Annotated in this window: 11 protein-coding genes and 1 riboswitch; of the genes, 6 read left to right on the forward strand and 5 right to left on the reverse strand. The window is 71.1% G+C overall.

All coding sequences use genetic code 11. From position 1 onward, the window contains the following. Nucleotides 1-78 precede the first annotated feature (78 nt). Nucleotides 79-1,419, reverse strand: coding sequence for an Nramp family divalent metal transporter (locus V5F61_RS17260; protein ID WP_393989223.1), 1,341 nt, complete (start codon nt 1,417-1,419; stop codon nt 79-81). 226 nt (nt 1,420-1,645) lie between these two features. Here V5F61_RS17260 and mntR point away from each other — a divergent pair, with 226 nt between their 5' ends. Beyond that, on the forward strand, nt 1,646-2,125 hold the full coding sequence (mntR, locus tag V5F61_RS17265) for a manganese-binding transcriptional regulator MntR (RefSeq protein ID WP_393989224.1): 480 nt from the start codon (nt 1,646-1,648) through the stop codon (nt 2,123-2,125). A gap of 519 nt (nt 2,126-2,644) precedes the next feature. Here mntR and V5F61_RS17270 read toward each other — a convergent pair. From V5F61_RS17270 to cobO, 4 genes are all read right to left on the reverse strand, one after another. Further along, complete coding sequence (locus tag V5F61_RS17270) at nt 2,645-5,641, reverse strand: glycosyltransferase (RefSeq protein WP_393989225.1); 2,997 nt, start codon at nt 5,639-5,641, stop codon at nt 2,645-2,647. A gap of 622 nt (nt 5,642-6,263) precedes the next feature. After that, nucleotides 6,264-7,709 (reverse strand): cobyric acid synthase, encoded by a 1,446-nt coding sequence (locus V5F61_RS17275; RefSeq protein ID WP_393989226.1) that lies wholly within the window; start codon nt 7,707-7,709, stop codon nt 6,264-6,266. 4 nt (nt 7,710-7,713) lie between these two features. Then, complete coding sequence (locus V5F61_RS17280) at nt 7,714-8,601, reverse strand: DUF1289 domain-containing protein (RefSeq protein WP_393989227.1); 888 nt, start codon at nt 8,599-8,601, stop codon at nt 7,714-7,716. Then, complete coding sequence (gene cobO / locus V5F61_RS17285) at nt 8,601-9,209, reverse strand: cob(I)yrinic acid a,c-diamide adenosyltransferase (protein WP_393989228.1); 609 nt, start codon at nt 9,207-9,209, stop codon at nt 8,601-8,603. Before cobO ends, V5F61_RS17280 begins: the two co-directional genes overlap by 1 nt. Nucleotides 9,210-9,247: 38 nt before the next feature. Continuing rightward, a riboswitch (cobalamin riboswitch) is annotated at nt 9,248-9,474 on the forward strand. A 93-nt stretch (nt 9,475-9,567) separates the two neighbouring features. On the opposite strand from cobO, the gene cobW reads away from it, so the two are divergent. Genes cobW through V5F61_RS17310 form a run of 5 tightly spaced genes read left to right on the forward strand, consistent with a single transcriptional unit; the run spans nt 9,568 to nt 16,468 of the window. After that, nucleotides 9,568-10,623, forward strand: a complete 1,056-nt coding sequence (gene cobW, locus V5F61_RS17290) for a cobalamin biosynthesis protein CobW (protein ID WP_393989229.1) — start codon at nt 9,568-9,570, stop codon at nt 10,621-10,623. A 3-nt stretch (nt 10,624-10,626) separates the two neighbouring features. Further along, a complete protein-coding gene (cobN, locus tag V5F61_RS17295) occupies nt 10,627-13,929 on the forward strand; it encodes a cobaltochelatase subunit CobN (protein ID WP_393989230.1) in 3,303 nt (1,100 codons plus the stop codon). Next, nucleotides 13,926-15,110 (forward strand): precorrin-3B synthase, encoded by a 1,185-nt coding sequence (gene cobG, locus V5F61_RS17300; RefSeq protein ID WP_393989231.1) that lies wholly within the window; start codon nt 13,926-13,928, stop codon nt 15,108-15,110. Before cobN ends, cobG begins: the two co-directional genes overlap by 4 nt. A gap of 3 nt (nt 15,111-15,113) precedes the next feature. After that, the gene (locus V5F61_RS17305; RefSeq protein WP_393989232.1) at nt 15,114-15,743 is read left to right on the forward strand and encodes a precorrin-8X methylmutase; all 630 of its coding nucleotides are present in this window, start codon (nt 15,114-15,116) and stop codon (nt 15,741-15,743) included. After that, entirely contained in the window at nt 15,740-16,468 is a 729-nt protein-coding gene (locus tag V5F61_RS17310; RefSeq protein ID WP_393989233.1) for a precorrin-2 C(20)-methyltransferase, read from the forward strand. The genes V5F61_RS17305 and V5F61_RS17310 overlap by 4 nt, the downstream gene beginning before the upstream one ends. Nucleotides 16,469-16,476 lie beyond the last annotated feature (8 nt).

Raw genomic sequence — 16,476 nt, forward strand, 5'->3', positions numbered from 1 at the left:
ACCGGCGGCACAAGGTGCGTCGGGAGCGACGGCGGGCCCTGAACGGATCAGGCCCCAGCTTCCCGCTGGCGCGGGGCCTCAGATCCCCAGATCAAGCCCGAAGGTCTGCGCCAGCAGCACGGCATTCAGCCCCAGCACCATCACGCTGCCGCCGATGGCGAGCACATTGGTGAGGGCGCTGTTGGCGAACTCGCCCATCAGGTCGCGCCGGCGGGTGAACATCACCAGGGCGATCATGGGCACCGGCAGCGCGATGGAAAGCACCACCTGGCTCAGCACCAGGGCATAGGTGGTGTCCACCCCCATGGCCACCACGATGAATGCGGGCACCATGGTGACCAGCCGGCGCACCAGCAGCGGAATGCGGAAGCCCACGAAGCCCTGCATGATCATCTGCCCGGCCATGGTGCCCACCACCGAGCTCGACACGCCGGAAGCGATGAGCGACACGAGGAAGATGCCGGCCGCCCCCGCGCCCAGGAGCGGCGTCAGCGTGTGGTAGGCGGTCTCGATCTCCGCCACCTCGGAATGGCCGAGGTGAAAGGCGCTCGCGGCCATGATGACCATGGCCATGTTGACGAGCCCCGCCACCGAAAGCGCCAGCATCACCTCGCGATTGGAGAAGCGCACCAGCAGGCGGCGCTGGGCGACGTTCTCGGGCGTGATGCGGTTCTGCGTCAGCCCCGAGTGCAGGTAGAGGGCGTGGGGCATCACGGTGGCGCCGATGATGCCTACCGCGATCATGAGGGCTTGGCCGTCCGGCATCTGCGGGCGCACCGCGCCGACGAATGCCGCGCCCCAATCCACCGGCGCGATGAACAGCTCCGCCAGGTAGCACAGGCCGATCAGCCCCACGAGGCCGCCGATGATGAGCTCCATGGGCCGGAAGCCCTGCCGCTCGAACAGCAGGATGCCATAGGTGACCACGGCGGTGATTCCCATGCCCGCGAGCAGCGGCAGGCCGAGCAGCAGCGAAAGGCCGATGGCACCGCCCAGGAATTCGGCAAGGTCCGTGGCCATGGCCGCCACCTCGCTTACTGCCCACATTACCCACACCATGGGCCGGGGCAACTGCGAACGGCACAGCTCCGCAAGGTTGCTGCCCGTGACGATGCCGAGCTTGGCGGAGAGGGCCTGGAACAGCATGGCCACCAGGTTCGCCGCCACCACCACCCACAGCAGCGCATAACCGTAATGGGCGCCGGCCTGGATATTGGTCGCGAAATTGCCGGGGTCCATGTAGGCGATCGAAGCGATCACCGCCGGTCCCATGAACAGCAGCGTGCCGCCCCGCCGCCGCCCGGAAAGCACCTCGGCTATGGCGGCGCTGGTGCGCGCGGAAACGGAGTTCCCCCCGGCGGGGGCAAGCGGCAGCGCCGAGGGCGGTACCGGCGCGGAAGACAACGGCGAAGAGGGCATGGGGCAGGCCCGTGTTGCAGATGCTCTAGAATGTAGCCACGGCTACATTCATTGCAATGGCCTTTTTTCGAAGACGCAGCGCGGCGTGCGGGGGCATGCTGGTGGACGGCGGCCCGGCCGCGGTTGCAAAGCCCCGCCCCAAACCGATAATGGGAATGACTTCCGGTTCCGGCCTGTCGTACGACAGGCCGCGGCGGCGGGCGGGGGCCACCCGGCCGGGGCCACCATGGGGGAGCGATTGACTGCCGAGCACAAAGGCACAGGCCCGAGCGCGCCTGCCCCCCTCGACATTCCCGCCGAGGCGGACGAGGTGCACCGCTTCAGCCGGGCGCGCACGGCCCGTTCGGCCGAGATCCTGGAAGATTATACCGAGCTTATCGCCGACCTGCTCGCCGCCCATGGCGAAGCGCGGGTGACGGATATCGCGCGCCGCCTGGGCGTCACCCACCCCACCGCCACCAAGGCCATCGCCCGGCTGAAGCGGGAGGGACTGGTGACCTCGCGGCCCTATCGCGGCGTCTTCCTCACCGACGAGGGCGCGGCGATGGCCGAGCGCGTGCGGGCGCGGCACCGGCTGGTGGTGGACTTCCTGCTGGCGGTGGGCGTGCCACGCGAAGCGGCCGAGGCGGACGCCGAAGGCATGGAGCACTACGTGTCCGAGAAGACGCTGACCGCCTTCCGCCGCTTCCTTGCGGCCCGCGGCTGAACGCCGAAGCCAGACCGCGCGCAAGGTGGAAGCGCCGATGCGACCGGCTTTCGAGCGCCAGAGTGAAACCGCTCGAAAGCTGCAACGCTCAGCCGCATACCCATTGGATCGCAAGGGAAGGGCGAGCAGCCTTCAAGGCTGAAGAGCGCCGCTTAAAATGCGCCACGACGTGTGTTGATCTTCAACTTCTGGCACGATGAAGTTCATGGAGGATCCCATGCGCGATAAGGATTTTATCCGAGTTCGCGTTTTGGCGACGACATCCTCGACATTGCATGGGGGCCCAAAGGTTCGCGCTGACAGCAGCGCGCGGATTGAAGCATCGCATTCGACGTTGGATGGAGAGAAGCCTGCTCGCCGACGGCCCGGAGGCGCGCGTCTGCCGATGGCGCGAAGCGCGTCCGCGATGGGTCGGCCGCAGATCGCGATCAGCCATATGCCGCAGCAAGGATTGGCCATGCAGAAAGACGACCGGCGTGCGCCACGCCGGTCTCATCAACTCCCTCGGGCGGCTGCGCCTCAACGCGGGCTGCTGTGCTCCTCGCGCTTCTCGTCGAGGGCGGAAAGCAGGGATTCGCTCAGCGCGTGCAGCGAAAAATGCGCCTCAGCGTAACGCACCTGGCGTCGTGACTGCTCCAGCCACGCCGCATCATCGCCCATGAGATGGAGAATCCCGGCGGCAAGCTGCCCCGGATCGTCGTCGATCGGGCAGATGTCACCGAGGCCCTGCAGCCCTTCCGCGCCGATGGACGTCGTCACCAGCGGCAGGCCGATGCTCATCGCCTCCACGGTCTTGCTCTTGATGCCGCTGCCGAAGCGAAGCGGAATGATGGCCACCCGCGCGGCAAGATAGTGGCTGCGGAGCTGTTCCGCGCTCACCCAGCCGGTGACCTCCACGTGCCGCCCGGCCAGCGCCCGAACCTCAGCGGAGGGGTGCGAGCCAACGAGCTGCAGGTGGACGTGAGGCATCTTCGCCCACACCAGGGGCATCACCTCCTGCACGAGGAATTTCGCCGCGTCGATGTTCGGCGGATGTGCGAACCCCGCGACGAACAGCACGGTGCTGCCCTCCGGCGGCGCTTCCCGCGGCTCGAATGTCTCGAAGAAATACGGCACGATCGTCCGCGCGCGAATGCTCGACGATTCGGCGGCAACCACATCCGTCTCGAGCACCGATGGGTAGATCACGTTGTCGAAGCGCCGCCAGAGGTTCCGTTCGCGCGCTTCCATCTGCTTCGAATCCTCGAGCAGCACGGCATCTCCCGTCACCTCCGCCTGACGCCGCATGCGCAGGAAGTGCAGGTCATGCCCGTAATAGCTGAGGCGCGCGAACGTGTTGCTGACGAGGGGGCCGATGACATCCATGGCCACGTTCGGCCGGCTGACGAGGACATGATCCAGCGCATGGCCGTTGAGCGCGATCCAGGTCTCGAAACTGCCCCTCCAGCGGCTGTCGATGACCTCGATGCCCAGATCCTGCAAAGGCGGCGTATATTCCGGCGAATACACGCGGTTCTGCGGCCAGAACTTCACCACCCAGCCTTCCGAGCACAGGGCCTGCAGGAAGGCCATGATGGTACGCGAGCCGGCATCCTTGTCCGGCTCGGGTACGTAATGGTCTACCACGAGGATGACCGGCCGGTGCCGCGCCCGGTCCCGCGCCCGCAGCACGTCCTTGGGATCGGCCATGTGGTCGCGCTGGAGAATAGCCTTCCAGCGCTCGCGGAGCCGCTCCGTATTGGCGACCTGATAGGCCTTGATGCCGCTGCCGACATCGGTGCCGTGACTCTTGCCCTCGAAATGGACCACGACGGAGCGCGGCTCGTAGACCACCCGCAACCCGGCCTCCCGAATGCGGAAGGCGAGGTCGGAATCCTCGCAATAGGCCGGCACATAGGCCTCATCGAAGCCGCCCAGCGCCTCGAACAGCGCGGTGCGGACCATGATCGCCGCGCCGGAGATGTAGTCCGCTTCCCGGCGGTAATTGTATTCCGGCTTGGACGGGTCGCCACCGCGCCCGTAATTCCATGCAGAGCCGTCGGACCAGATGATGCCGCCCGCCTCCTGCAGCGAACCGTCCGGGTAGATCAGCTTGGAGCCGGCCATTCCCACCGTGTCGTCGCCCTCCAGGACATTGACGAGGGCGTCGATGGCGCCGGGCTGCAGCTCCGTGTCGTTGTTGAGGAAGAACAGATACTTGCCCCGGCTTTCCCGTGCCGCCGCGTTGCAGGTGAGCAGGAACCCCTTGTTGGCCGCATTGCGGATGACGCGCACGCCCTCGAAGGCCCCCTGAAGGCGGGCGGCATCGTCTCCGGGGTAGGCATCGTCCATGACGATGACCTCGAACGGCGCCGCGGGCGGATGGGCGGCGAGCGAGGCGACGCAGCCAATGGTGTAATCCACCTGGCCATAGGTGGGAATGATGATCGACACCACCGGCTCGGCGGCGCTCTGCAGGCGCAGGGGCAGGCGCGCCACCACGGCCGGCGGCGGTGCCTTCTGGCCGGAAACATCCGGGTGAGGCACCGGCCAATGCTCAAGGCGGCCGCAGGCAATATCCCACTCGCGCTGGAACCGCGCCGACCTGCGCTTATCCAGCGAGCGGCGGAGGCTGTCGCGGCTGCGCTTCGGCAGTGCCGGACGGAACAGGAGGACGAAGCGCAGGGCGGTGCGCTGCACCCCGCGCCACAGCGGGCGCCAGGGATGGGAATTGGCGGACCACAGCTCCTTGACGAACCGGTCGCCGACCGCCGTCATACCCGCGATGCGCTGCTCCGCGCGCGAGAGCGCATCTTCGTAATGGGACGTTGTGCGGGCGATGCGCTGCTCCGCTTGGGAAAGGGCATCCTCGTAGGCGAAGCCAGCACGCGGCGCATCGGCAGGAGTTTCCGGTGCCCGTCGGCCCCTCGCAAACGACCGGATCGCAGCAGCCAGACGGTCCTTGCCGGCAGAGCCGGGACGATCGAGGTGGGCGAGGATGCGTTCGAGCGCTTCGGGACGAAGAGGCCACGGCGCGGATGCCAGCGCCCGCCACGGCAGCGGCGGCCACGCGAAGGGACGCGCCTGCGCCCCATGAAGCTTCCGGCCTGCAACGCCGTTCGTCGCTGCGGTGGCGGCAAGCCCAAGCTCTCCCGCAAATCGCCGCAGCTCCGGAGAAAGACCGGAATCCGCGTCGTCCCAGAAGGCGAAGGGCACCCCATAGGCCGCGGCAACGACAGCCGCCGGCAGGCAGCCGCAGAGCACGAAAGCGGCGGACGAAATGGAATCGACGAAAGCCTCGAAGTTCCTTCCCCCGCCGGCGACATCCGCCCTCAGGACCAGATCGGCCCCCGAGAGGGCGCACAACTGCGGATCCGTGCGCCCATCGCCCAAACGAGGCACGCACAGGACACGCCCGGCATAGCGCGTATCGGCGACGGGCCGGTAGAGCGCCGAAAGGAGGAGGCCCGCCTCGCCAGCGGAAAACTCGCCTTCTCCCGCCACGAGAGAACCGCCGGAAAACAGCTTCTCCGCCAAGTATGCCTGGAGGACGCCGCAAGAGCACCCGACGTCCCCGCCATCGCGCCTGGAAACGGTTGCCTCGCCGCTGGAGTCGCTGTTTTTGCTCAATGCAAAATCCGCCTGCTGGGACCGTGGACCTGTCATGGATGCAGCAGCCAGCAGTTCGCGCAGAACGTGTTCATGAAAGTCTCGCCACTTTCGCTACTTCGCCCTTACCACACGTTCCACCCCGCTGTCAGCGACAAAGACACAGATCCGAGACTTTGAATCAAGGAGGATGTCTCTCCGACCGATGACGAAGGTAAGATGACGAGCCGCGCGCCAAACACAATTGAGCTGCTCCGACAAAGATGCGCGACCGGGACTCCGGCGCCATCGATTGTCCGCAGGCCGTCCACCGGGTTCAGACGACGGGCACGGGCGTGAATATTTCACGCCTGGGCGGTGCTGTTCGCACCACAAAATACATGGATTGATCTCAATATTCCCGCTTCGCCTCGACTCATCTTGAGAGCGGAGCCGGCCGATGCGGGCGCGAAGGCGTGAGGCGTCGCGGCTTTTCGGAAGATCGGCCCGCGCGATCCCCAGAAAACATCACCGAAAGATCGGAAAGCTGGTGAGGGCCGCCCGCTCCGCCCTATCGCGCGGCGACGAGCAGCCCGTCCACGTCCAGATGAACCTCCAGATGCGCGGCGAGGGCGTCCAGGGTCGCCTCCACGCCCGCATCGTAGCGCACGGAAGAAGAGGCACCGAGACCGGCCAGCACGGCCGCGCGGAACGCATCGTCGCGGAACATTCCGTGCAGGTAGCTGCCAACCACCCGCCCATCGGCGCTGACCGCGCCTTCCGAAGATGCGCCGACATAGGCAAAGGGTCGCGCGCGATCGGGTCCCTGCGTGCGGCCGATGTGGATCTCATAGCCGCGGAACGCCTGGCCCGAGGCCGCGTGGACCGCCTCCACCTGCGTGAGGCGCTTGTCCGGCGTCATCACGGTCTCGACCTCCAGCAGGCCGAGGCCGGGATCGCTGCCCGCGGAGCCCTCGATGCCCTCCGGGTCGGCGATGGTCCGGCCGAGCATCTGGTAGCCGCCGCAGATGCCCAGCACGCGCCCGCCCCGGCGGCGGTGGGCGGCAAGGTCCACATCCCACCCCTGCGCGCGCAGGAAGGCGAGATCGCCGCGGGTGGACTTGGTGCCGGGCACGATCACCAGATCCGCGTCGCCGGGAATCGCCCGGCCAGGCCCCAGCATGGTGAGGCGCAGGCCCGGCTCCTGCGCCAGCGGGTCGAGATCGTCGAAATTGGCGATGCGCGAGAGCACGAGGCACACCACATGCGGCCCGCCCGCCCGCCGGGGAGCGCCGATGTCCAGCGCATCCTCCGCCGGCAGCCTCCAGGCCTCGGGAAACCAGGGGCAGACCCCGAAGCCACGCCAGCCGGTCCGCTCCGTGATCAGGGCATAGCCGTCGTCGAACAGGCGCGGGTCGCCGCGGAACTTGTTGACGAGGAAGCCGGCCACCAGGGCGGCATCCTCCGGATCCAGCACCGCCTGGGTCCCGATGATCTGGGCGATCACGCCGCCGCGGTCGATGTCGCCGGCGAGGATGACGGGCACATCGGCGGCCCGCGCGAAGCCCATGTTGGCGATGTCGCCCTTGCGCAGGTTCACCTCCGCCGGGCTGCCCGCGCCCTCGACGATGACCAGGTCATGGGCGGCGGAAAGGCGGCGGAAGCTCTCCACCACGGTGCCAAGGAGCTGCGGCTTGAGCTTGAAATACTCGCCCGCGCGCGCCGTGGCGAGACGCCGCCCCTGCACGATGACCTGCGCGCCCACGTCGCTCTCGGGCTTGAGCAGCACCGGGTTCATGTCGGTGTGGGGGACGATGCCGCAGGCCAGCGCCTGCAACGCCTGGGCGCGGCCGATCTCGCCGCCGTCGGCGGTCACCGCCGCGTTGTTCGACATGTTCTGCGGCTTGAACGGCGCGACGGAGAGCCCACGCCGCAGCGCCGCCCGGCACAGGCCGGCCACGAGGAGGGACTTGCCGACATTGCTGCCGGTGCCCTGGATCATGATCGCGCGCGCCATGGGATCAGGCCGGGTAGAACAGGAGGGAGAGAATGTAGCCCTTCGGCGGCGCCAGCCCCGGCGGGGCGTCGAGGCCCTGGGCCAGCACCTCCGGCAGGAGATGGGTATGGGGGCCTTCCGGCGATCGCCCCTCGGGCAGGGGAATGGGCGCATCCACCTCCGCCCGAAGGCAGGGGGCCTCCACCACCCGCACCGGGCTTTCCGCCAGCACGGCGGCGCCGATGCGCGCGAGGCCCTCCGGCCACGGCGCGCCGCCATGGGGGGCGACGCGCGCGGCGAGCCCGGCGGAGCAGCGGATGGAGAAGCGCGCCGCCCGGCGCCCGAGGCCGAGATCGAAGCGCATGCCCCCGGCATCGCGGGCGAGCAGCGCCTCGGTGTCCGCGCCGAGGGCGGTGAGCACGCGCGGTCCCTCAGGCCCCACCCGGCCCGCCGGCACCGCCAGCGCGATGACCGGCGCGGCGTCGGCGCGCGCCATCTCGAACGCGGCCAGATGAGGTGGCGCCTCCAGCCGAAGCGCCGCGCGGGCGGTGCGCAGGATCAGCGCCTCCCCCGCGCGTCGCGCTTCGAGTGCCTCCCCCGGCGCGCGCAGCATCTCCGCCACGGCGCCGTGCACGCCGGCGACGAAGCTGCCCTGCGCCCCCGTGAAGCGCCGCTCCACCTCGTCCAGAAGCCCCTCCCCGCGCCAAGGCAGCCGCCGCACCGCGAGACCGAGCATGGCGGCGCGCGCCGGCAGCGCGCGCCAGACGCGAGCACGGGTCGCCTCGTCGGCGGAACCCCAGATGGCGATCTCGTCGCGGGTGCGGGCGCAGCCGGTGCACAGGCCGCGCGCCTCATCCATGGCGCAGGCGCCGATGCAGGGGCTGGCGGGGCGCACCTTCTGCGCGACATTCATCAGAACTCGACCCCCGCCTGGGCCTTCACGCCGTCGCGGAAGGGATGCTTCACCAGCGTCATCTCGGTCACGAGATCGGCGGCCGCGATCAGCTCCGGCCGCGCGTTGCGGCCGGTGAGGCAGACATGAGTCATGGGCGGCTTCCGGGTGAGAAGGAAATCCACCACCTCGGCGATGTCGAGATACTCGTAGCGCAGGGCGATGTTGATCTCGTCCAGAAGCACGAAGCGGATTTCAGGGTCAAGGATCTGCTCCTGGGCAATGCGCCATCCGTTGCGGGCGGCGGCCACGTCCCGCTCGCGGTCCTGCGTCTCCCAGGTGAAGCCCTCGCCCGAAACGAAGAAGCGGCACTCCCGGGCGAAGCGCTCGCGCAGCAGGGTCTTCTCGCCGGTATCCCGGTCACCCTTGATGAACTGGACCACCGCGCAGGGCATGCCATGGGCGATGCAGCGCAGGACCATGCCGAAGCCGGAGGAGGACTTGCCCTTGCCCGCCCCCGTGTGGACGATGACGAGCCCCTTCTCCTGCGTCTTCGTCTTCATCAGCTCGTCCCGCGCCGCCTTGATGGTTTTCATCTTGGCGTTGTGGCGGGCGGTCAGATCTTCCATCTCACGTTCCTTCGCGCTTGACAGGGCAGGCCGTTCGGGCACATTCCCCCGACGCTGGTGTCTGTGTAAACAGATGAAAAGGGAATGCGCCAGGCCGCTCCGCTGTGGAGCCCGGCCCAAGCGCAGCCGCCCCCGCGACCGTGACCGGAGAGGTCGCCCAACGCCACTGGTTTCAACACCGGGAAGGCAGGGCGACCGGCAGAGGGCCGAAAAGCCGCCTCTGACTTCCGCAAGCCGGGAGACCTGCCAGCCCAAACCGACGAAGCCGGCGGGGTGCACCGGTGTCGGGAGGGCTGCGCGCGCACCCACCCGCCATGCGAATCCCCCTGTGCCATCACCATGTGGGACCAAGGGCGCCATGGCCAACCTCGAAAAGCTACCCGTCACCGTCATCACGGGCTTTCTCGGCTCGGGCAAGACCACGCTCATCTCCCACCTGATGCGCAACGCGGGCGGGCGCCGGCTCGCGGTGGTGGTCAACGAGTTCGGCGACGTAGGCGTCGACGGCGAAATCCTCAAGGGCTGCGCCCTGCCCGACTGCCCGGCGGAAAACATCATCGAACTCGCCAACGGCTGCATCTGCTGCACCGTGGCCGATGATTTCATCCCCACCATCGAGGCGCTGATGGCGCTCGATCCCCGGCCCGAGCACATCCTGATCGAAACCAGCGGCCTCGCCCTGCCCAAGCCGCTCGTGAAGGCGTTCGACTGGCCGGACATCCGCTCCAGGATCACCGTGGACGGGGTTATTGCGCTGGCCGATGCCGAAGCCGTGGCGGCCGGCCGCTTCGCGCCCGACACGGCGGCCGTGGACCGCCAGCGCCAGGCGGACGCGAGCATCGACCACGAGACCCCGCTCAGCGAGGTGTTCGAGGACCAGATCGCCTGCGCCGACATCGTGCTGCTCACCAAGGCCGACCTTGCCGGGCCGGAGGGGGTGGCCAAGGCGAAGGCGATCATCCATGCCGAGGCGCCGCGCGCCCTGCCCGTCATCGAGGTGGTGGAGGGCGCCGTGGACCCGCGCGTGATCCTCGGCCTCGGCGCCGCGGCGGAGGACGATCTCGACGCCCGCCCCAGCCACCATGACGACGCATCGGACCACCACCACGACGATTTCGACAGCGTGGTCATCGACATCCCCGAGCTGGCCGACCCCGCCGAGCTGGCGGCGCGGATCGCGGAGCTGGCGGCAAGGCAGAACATCCTGCGGGTGAAGGGCCATGCGGCGGTGGCCGGCAAGCCCATGCGCCTCCTGGTCCAGGCCGTGGGCGCGCGGGTGCGCCACCAGTACGACCGCCAGTGGGGGCCGCAGGAGCCCCGCCGGGGCCGGCTCGTGGTCATCGCCGAGCATGACGACGTGGATGCCGAGGCCATCCGCGCCATCCTCGCGCCGCCGGCGCAGGCCGCCGAATAGGCCATGCACGTCGTCTTCCGCGAAAGCCACGGCCTCGACGAGACCGAGACGCCCACCGATCTCGGCCAGAGCCCGGCCGAGCTGGTGGTGCTGTCCTTCTCCGATTCCGATCTCGGCGCCTTCGCGGCCGGCTGGCGGCGCGGCGGCGGGCGCGAGGGGGGCATGCCCTCCCTGCGCCTCGCCAACATCGCCGCGCTGCGGCACCCGCTCTCCGTGGACACCTATGTGGAGCGCACCCTTTCCGGTGCCAAGGGCATCCTGATCCGGCTCATCGGCGGCCTGCCCTACTGGCCCTATGGAGTGAGCCAGATCGAGGCGCTGGCGCGCGCCCGGGGCATCGCCCTCGCGGTGCTGCCGGCGGACGGGCGGCCCGACGCGCGGCTCGACGCCGTCTCCACCGTGCCGGGCTCGACGCTGCAACGGCTGGCGGCGCTGTGCGACGCGGGCGGCGCGGTCGCGGCCCAGGCGGCGCTGGCGCAGATGGCGCTCGCCGCCGGCCTCTATGCCCCGCCGGTGCCGGGCGCGAAGACCCTGCCGCCCTTCGGCGCCTGGACCCCGGAAGACGGCGTGCGCGAGCCGGATGCCGCCCTTGGCGGCGCGGGTACCCCGCTGGCGCTCGTGGTCTTCTACCGCTCCTATCTGGTGGCCGCCGACACGGCGCCCGTGGACGCGCTGTTCACGGCCCTGCGGCAGCGCGGCTTCCGCGTGCTGGGCCTGTTCGCGCCCTCGCTGAAGGCGGCCGGCGCGGCGGAATGGCTCGCCCGGCAGGTGGCGGCGCTCGGGCCGGCGGCCATCGTGAACGCCACCGCCTTCTCGGGGCGGCAGGAAAACGGGCGGCAGGAGGGGGGCGCCTCGCCCCTCGACGCGGCGGGCGTGCCGGTGTTCCAGGTGGCGCTGGCGACCTCGACCATGGAGGCATGGAGCGCCGCCGCGCGCGGGCTCTCGCCGGCGGACCTCGCCATGCACGTGGTGCTGCCGGAGGTGGACGGGCGCATCTTCGCCGGCGTCGCCTCGTTCAAGGCGCCGGCGGAGCGCGATCCCCAGCTCGAATACGCGCGCGCCGTCCATGCGCCCCATCCCGGCCGCATCGCCGCCATCGCGAACCGGGTGGCCGCCTGGGCGCGGCTGGCCGCGCTGCCCGCGCACGCGCGGCGCCCGGCGCTGGTGCTCTCCACCTATCCAGGGCGGGCCTGGAACATGGCCCACGCGGTGGGCCTCGATCCCCTGGCCTCGGCCGAGGCCATGCTCGCCGACCTCGCGGCCGAGGGATACGGTGCGGCGCCGGGCGAGCCCCTCGCCAGTGCCCTCGCGGAGGCGCGCATCCACTGGCCGCTTGATGCCTATGAGGCGGCGCTCGGCGCCCTGCCGGAAACGCTGCGCGCGGAGCTGCACGCGGCCTGGGGTGCGCCGCAGGACGACCCGGACATCACCGGCCGGGGCTTCGCCTTCGCCGCCGTCCGCCGGGGCAAGGCCATCGTCGCCCTGCAACCGGAGCGCGGCCTTCCGGCCCGGCGGGACGGCGACTATCACGACCTCTCCCGCGTGCCCCGCCACGCTTACGTGGCCTTCCACCTGTGGCTGCGCGCGGAGGCGGACGTGCTCGTCCACATCGGCGCCCACGGCACGCTGGAATGGCTGCCCGGCAAGGCGGTTGCACTCAGCGATACATGCTGGCCAGAGGCGCTGGCGGGCGCCCTGCCCGTGGTCTACCCCTTCATCGTCAATGATCCCGGCGAGGCGGCGCAGGCCAAGCGCCGCATCGGCGCGGTGACGCTCGGCCACGTTCCCCCGCCGCTCCGGCCCTCCGGCGCCCCCGCCCGCCTCGCGCGGCTGGAAGCGCTGCTCGACGAATTCTCCAATGCCGACGGGCTCGACCCGAAGCGGCGCGCCCGCCTCATCCGCGACATCCGTGACGAGGCCCAGGCCCTGGGGGTGGAGCGCGACCTCGGCATCGACGCCGGACTGCCCCCGCACGAGGCCGTGACGCGGATCGACCGCTTCGTCTGCGACGTGAAGGAAAGCCAGTTCGGGGATGGCCTCCACGTCTTCGGCCGCGCCCCCGCCGCGCCCGGCGCCTTCGATGCGCGCGCCTCGGCTGCGGCCGAGCGGCGCGCCTTCCTCGATGCGCTCGACGGCCGGCGCATCGCGCCCGGTCCCGCCGGCTCGCCCTATCGCGGCCGGGCGGACGTGCTGCCCACGGGGCGCAACCTCTACACCACCGATCCGCGCGCGGTGCCCACCCGCGCCGCCTACGCCCAAGGCGTGCGGCTCGCGGGGGAGCTGGTGCGCCGGCACATGCAGGACGAGGGCGACTGGCCCCGCGCCCTCATCGTCGACCTGTGGGGCTCGGCCACCATGCGCACGGCGGGCGAGGAATTCGCCATGGCGCTCGCCCTCATGGGCGTGCGGCCGGTGTGGGACGCGGGATCGGAGCGGGTCGGCGGCATCGAGGTCATCCCCGTCGCCGAGCTGGAGCGGCCGCGCGTGGACGTGACCCTGCGCATCTCCGGCCTCTTCCGCGACGTGTTCCCCACCCTCTCCGCGCTGTTCCAGCAGGCGGTGCGCACGCTCGCCGCGCGCGAGGGCGAGCAGGAGTGGAACCCCTATGCGGGGCGGCCGGAGCCGCGCGTCTACGGCCCCGCCCCCGGTGGCTTCGGGCTCGGCATGGGCGGCCTCCTGCAGGATTATTCAGACGACGGCCGCCGCGCGGCGGGCGAGGCCTGGCTCGCCGCCAGCGCCTTCGCCCACGACGGGGTCGAGGCCACCCGCGACGAGGCGGGGCTGCGCGCGCGCATGGCGGGGGCCGATGCCTTCGTGCACCTCCAGGACCTGCCGGAGACCGACCTTCTCCTCGCCGAGGACTATGCGGCGCACGAGGTGGGCTTTGCCGCCGCGCAGGCGCTCGCGGGCGGCGGCGCCGCGCTCTACCACCTCGACAACACCGACCCCGCCCGCCCGCGCGCCCGCGCCCTGGCGGAGGAGATCGCCCGCGTGGTGCGCGCCCGCGCCGCCCATCCCGGCTGGATCGCGGGCATGCGCCGGCACGGCTTCCGCGGCGCGGCGGAGATCGCCGCCACGCTGGAGAACATGGCCGCCTTCGCCCATCTGGCCGGCGCCGTGCCGGCCCACCTGTTCGACCTCTACTGGGACGCGACCCTGGGCGACGCCGAGGTTTCCGCCTTCCTGGCGGAGGCGAACCCGCAGGCCCACGCGGCCATGCGCGCGCGCTTCGCCGCCCTCCACGCGGCCGGGCTCTGGCGCTCGCGCCGCAACTCGGTCCTCGCGGCGCTGGGGACGGCGGAATGAGCGCGCCGGACATCAAGGGCTGGTGCCCCGGCGCCCATCGCCCCATGGCCTCCGGCGACGGGCTGGTGGCACGGGTCCGCCCGCCGCTGGGCGAGCTGACGCCGGAGCAGGCGCGCGGCCTCGCCGACCTGGCGGAGACGCTCGGAAACGGCTTCCTGGAGCTGACCAGCCGGGCCAACCTGCAACTGCGCGGCGTGGCGGAGGCGGACCACGCGGCGCTGCTCCACGCCCTTGCCCGCCTTGGCCTGCTGGACGCGGACGCAGAGGCGGAGGGGCGGCGCAACATCGTGACCGATCCGTTCCGCGCCCTCGCGGCGGACGATATCCAGGCGCTGTGCGCCCACCGGCTCGCGCGCGGCCTCGTCGCCCCGGAATTCGCCGCCCTGCCCTCCAAGTTCGGCTTCGTGGTGGATGCCGGGCCGCTCCGGCGGCTCGCCGGCATCAGCGGCGACATCCGCATCGAGGCGGCGAGCGGCCGGCTGCTGGTGCGGGCGGACGGCATGGCGCTCGGCCGGGCGGTGGCGGATGCCGGGGAGGCGATCCGCACGGCGCTGGATCTCGCCCTCTGGTTCCTCGCTTCAGGCGGGGTGGGGGCGGACGGGCGCGGCCGCATGCGCGGGCACCTCCGGGCCGGAGCAGCGCTCCCCCCCGCATTCTGCGGAGACATGCGGCCCGATCCCGAGGCGCCGGCGCCGCGCCCCGGCCCCATGGCCACGGGGTTCGGCACCGGGCTCAACGTGGCTGCGGCGTTCGGCCAGCTCCGGGCGCGGGACCTGCGCCGCCTTGCCGGCAGTGGCACCGGCGTGCTGCGCGTCACGCCCTACCGCATGCTTCACCTGCCCGACGTGCGCGACATCGGCCCCATCGGCGATGCCCCGGACCTGATCCTCGCGCCGGACGATCCCCTCCTCGCCGTCGCGGCGTGCACGGGGGCGCCGGGCTGCCCGCAGGCCGGCGCGGCGACCCGCGCGCTCGCCCGCGCGCTCGCGCCCCTGGTGCCGCGCGGCGCCACGCTGCACGTCTCCGGCTGCGCCAAGGGCTGCGCCCTGCCCGGCCGGGCGGACCTTACCCTGGTGGCGCGAGAGGGCGCCTTCGACCTCATCACCCATGGAGCACCCTGGGACGAGCCCGCGCATCGCGGCATCGCCCCCGAAGCGGTGCCCGCGATCATCGGCGGCTGACACATGCCCTACGACTACGAAACCGACGGCGCGGCCATCTATGCCCGCTCCTTCGCCATCATCCGGGCGGAGGCGGATCTCACCCGTTTCCCCCCCGAGGAGGAGCAGGTGGCGGTGCGGATGATCCATGCCGCCGGCATGGTGGGCCTCGAAGCCCACATCCGCTTCTCCCCCGGCATGGTCACCGCCGCGCGGGCGGCGCTGGAGGCTGGCGCCCCCATCCTGTGCGATGCGCGCATGGTGGGCGAGGGCATCACGCGCGGCCGCCTGCCGGCCGACAATCCCGTCGTCTGCACGCTCCACGAGCCTGAGGTTCCCGCTTTGGCGGCGCGCCTGGGCACCACGCGCTCGGCCGCGGCGCTGGAGCTGTGGCGACCCCGCCTCGAAGGCGCCGTGGTCGCCATCGGCAATGCGCCCACCGCCCTTTTCCACCTTCTGGAGATGCTGGAGGACCCGGCCTGCCCGCGGCCGGCGGCCGTCATCGGCTGCCCGGTGGGCTTCGTCGGCGCGCGGGAATCGAAGGAGGCGCTGTGGGCCGCCCGGCCCGCGCCCTGCCTCGTGGTGGAGGGCCGCCTCGGCGGCAGCGCCATCACGGTCGCCGCCGTCAACGCCATCGCGAGCCGCGCGGAATGAGCGCCGGCACCGTCTATGGCGTGGGCCTCGGCCCCGGCGATCCCGAGCTGATGAGCGTGCGCGCCGACCGGCTGGTGCGGGGCGCGGCCCATGTGGCCTATTTCCGCAAGGCAGGCGCCACCGGCCGGGCGCGCGGCATCGTCAAAGGCATGGTGCGCCCCGATGCGCACGAGCACCCCATGGACTATCCCCTCACCACCGAGATCCCGTTCTCCGATCCGCGCTACAACGAGGCCCTCTCGCGCTTCTACGCCGAGGCGAGCGCGCACCTGCGCGCCCTGGCGGAGGCGGGGGAGGACGTGGTGGTGCTGTGCGAGGGCGACCCCTTCTTCTACGGCTCCTTCATGCACCTGCATGTCCGCCTGAAGGAGCATGTGCCGGTTCGGGTGGTGCCGGCCATCACCGGCATGTCGGCGGCCTGGACCGCCACCGGAGAACCGGTGACCTGGGGCGACGACGTGCTCACCGTGCTCGCCGGCACCCTGCCGGAGGCCGAGCTTGCCCGACGCATGGCGGAAGCGGACGCGCTGGTGGTGATGAAGATCGGCCGGAACCTCGGCCGCGTGCGCCGTGCCCTCGCGGCCGCCGGCATGGCGGAACGCGCCTTCCTGGTGGAATACGCCAGCATGAGCGACGAGCGGGTGACCCCCCTGCGCGCGGTGGAGGGCGAGGCCGCGCCCTATTTCTCCATCGTCGTCGTCCACGGGCGGGGGCGGCGGCCATGAACGGAGCT

This window comes from Xanthobacter sediminis (genome assembly GCF_043195015.1).
Classification (GTDB): Bacteria; Pseudomonadota; Alphaproteobacteria; order Rhizobiales; family Xanthobacteraceae; genus Xanthobacter.

Bases quoted from the DNA above. Each gene is read 5' to 3' on its own strand.
- V5F61_RS17260 (WP_393989223.1), bottom strand. From the start codon at position 1,419: ATGCCCTCTTCGCCGTTGTCTTCCGCGCCGGTACCGCCCTCGGCGCTG.
- mntR (WP_393989224.1), top strand. From the start codon at position 1,646: ATGGGGGAGCGATTGACTGCCGAGCACAAAGGCACAGGCCCGAGCGCG.
- V5F61_RS17275 (WP_393989226.1), bottom strand. From the start codon at position 7,709: ATGGCGCGCGCGATCATGATCCAGGGCACCGGCAGCAATGTCGGCAAG.
- V5F61_RS17280 (WP_393989227.1), bottom strand. From the start codon at position 8,601: ATGAATGTCGCGCAGAAGGTGCGCCCCGCCAGCCCCTGCATCGGCGCC.
- cobO (WP_393989228.1), bottom strand. From the start codon at position 9,209: ATGGAAGATCTGACCGCCCGCCACAACGCCAAGATGAAAACCATCAAG.
- cobW (WP_393989229.1), top strand. From the start codon at position 9,568: ATGGCCAACCTCGAAAAGCTACCCGTCACCGTCATCACGGGCTTTCTC.
- cobN (WP_393989230.1), top strand. From the start codon at position 10,627: ATGCACGTCGTCTTCCGCGAAAGCCACGGCCTCGACGAGACCGAGACG.
- cobG (WP_393989231.1), top strand. From the start codon at position 13,926: ATGAGCGCGCCGGACATCAAGGGCTGGTGCCCCGGCGCCCATCGCCCC.
- V5F61_RS17305 (WP_393989232.1), top strand. From the start codon at position 15,114: ATGCCCTACGACTACGAAACCGACGGCGCGGCCATCTATGCCCGCTCC.
- V5F61_RS17310 (WP_393989233.1), top strand. From the start codon at position 15,740: ATGAGCGCCGGCACCGTCTATGGCGTGGGCCTCGGCCCCGGCGATCCC.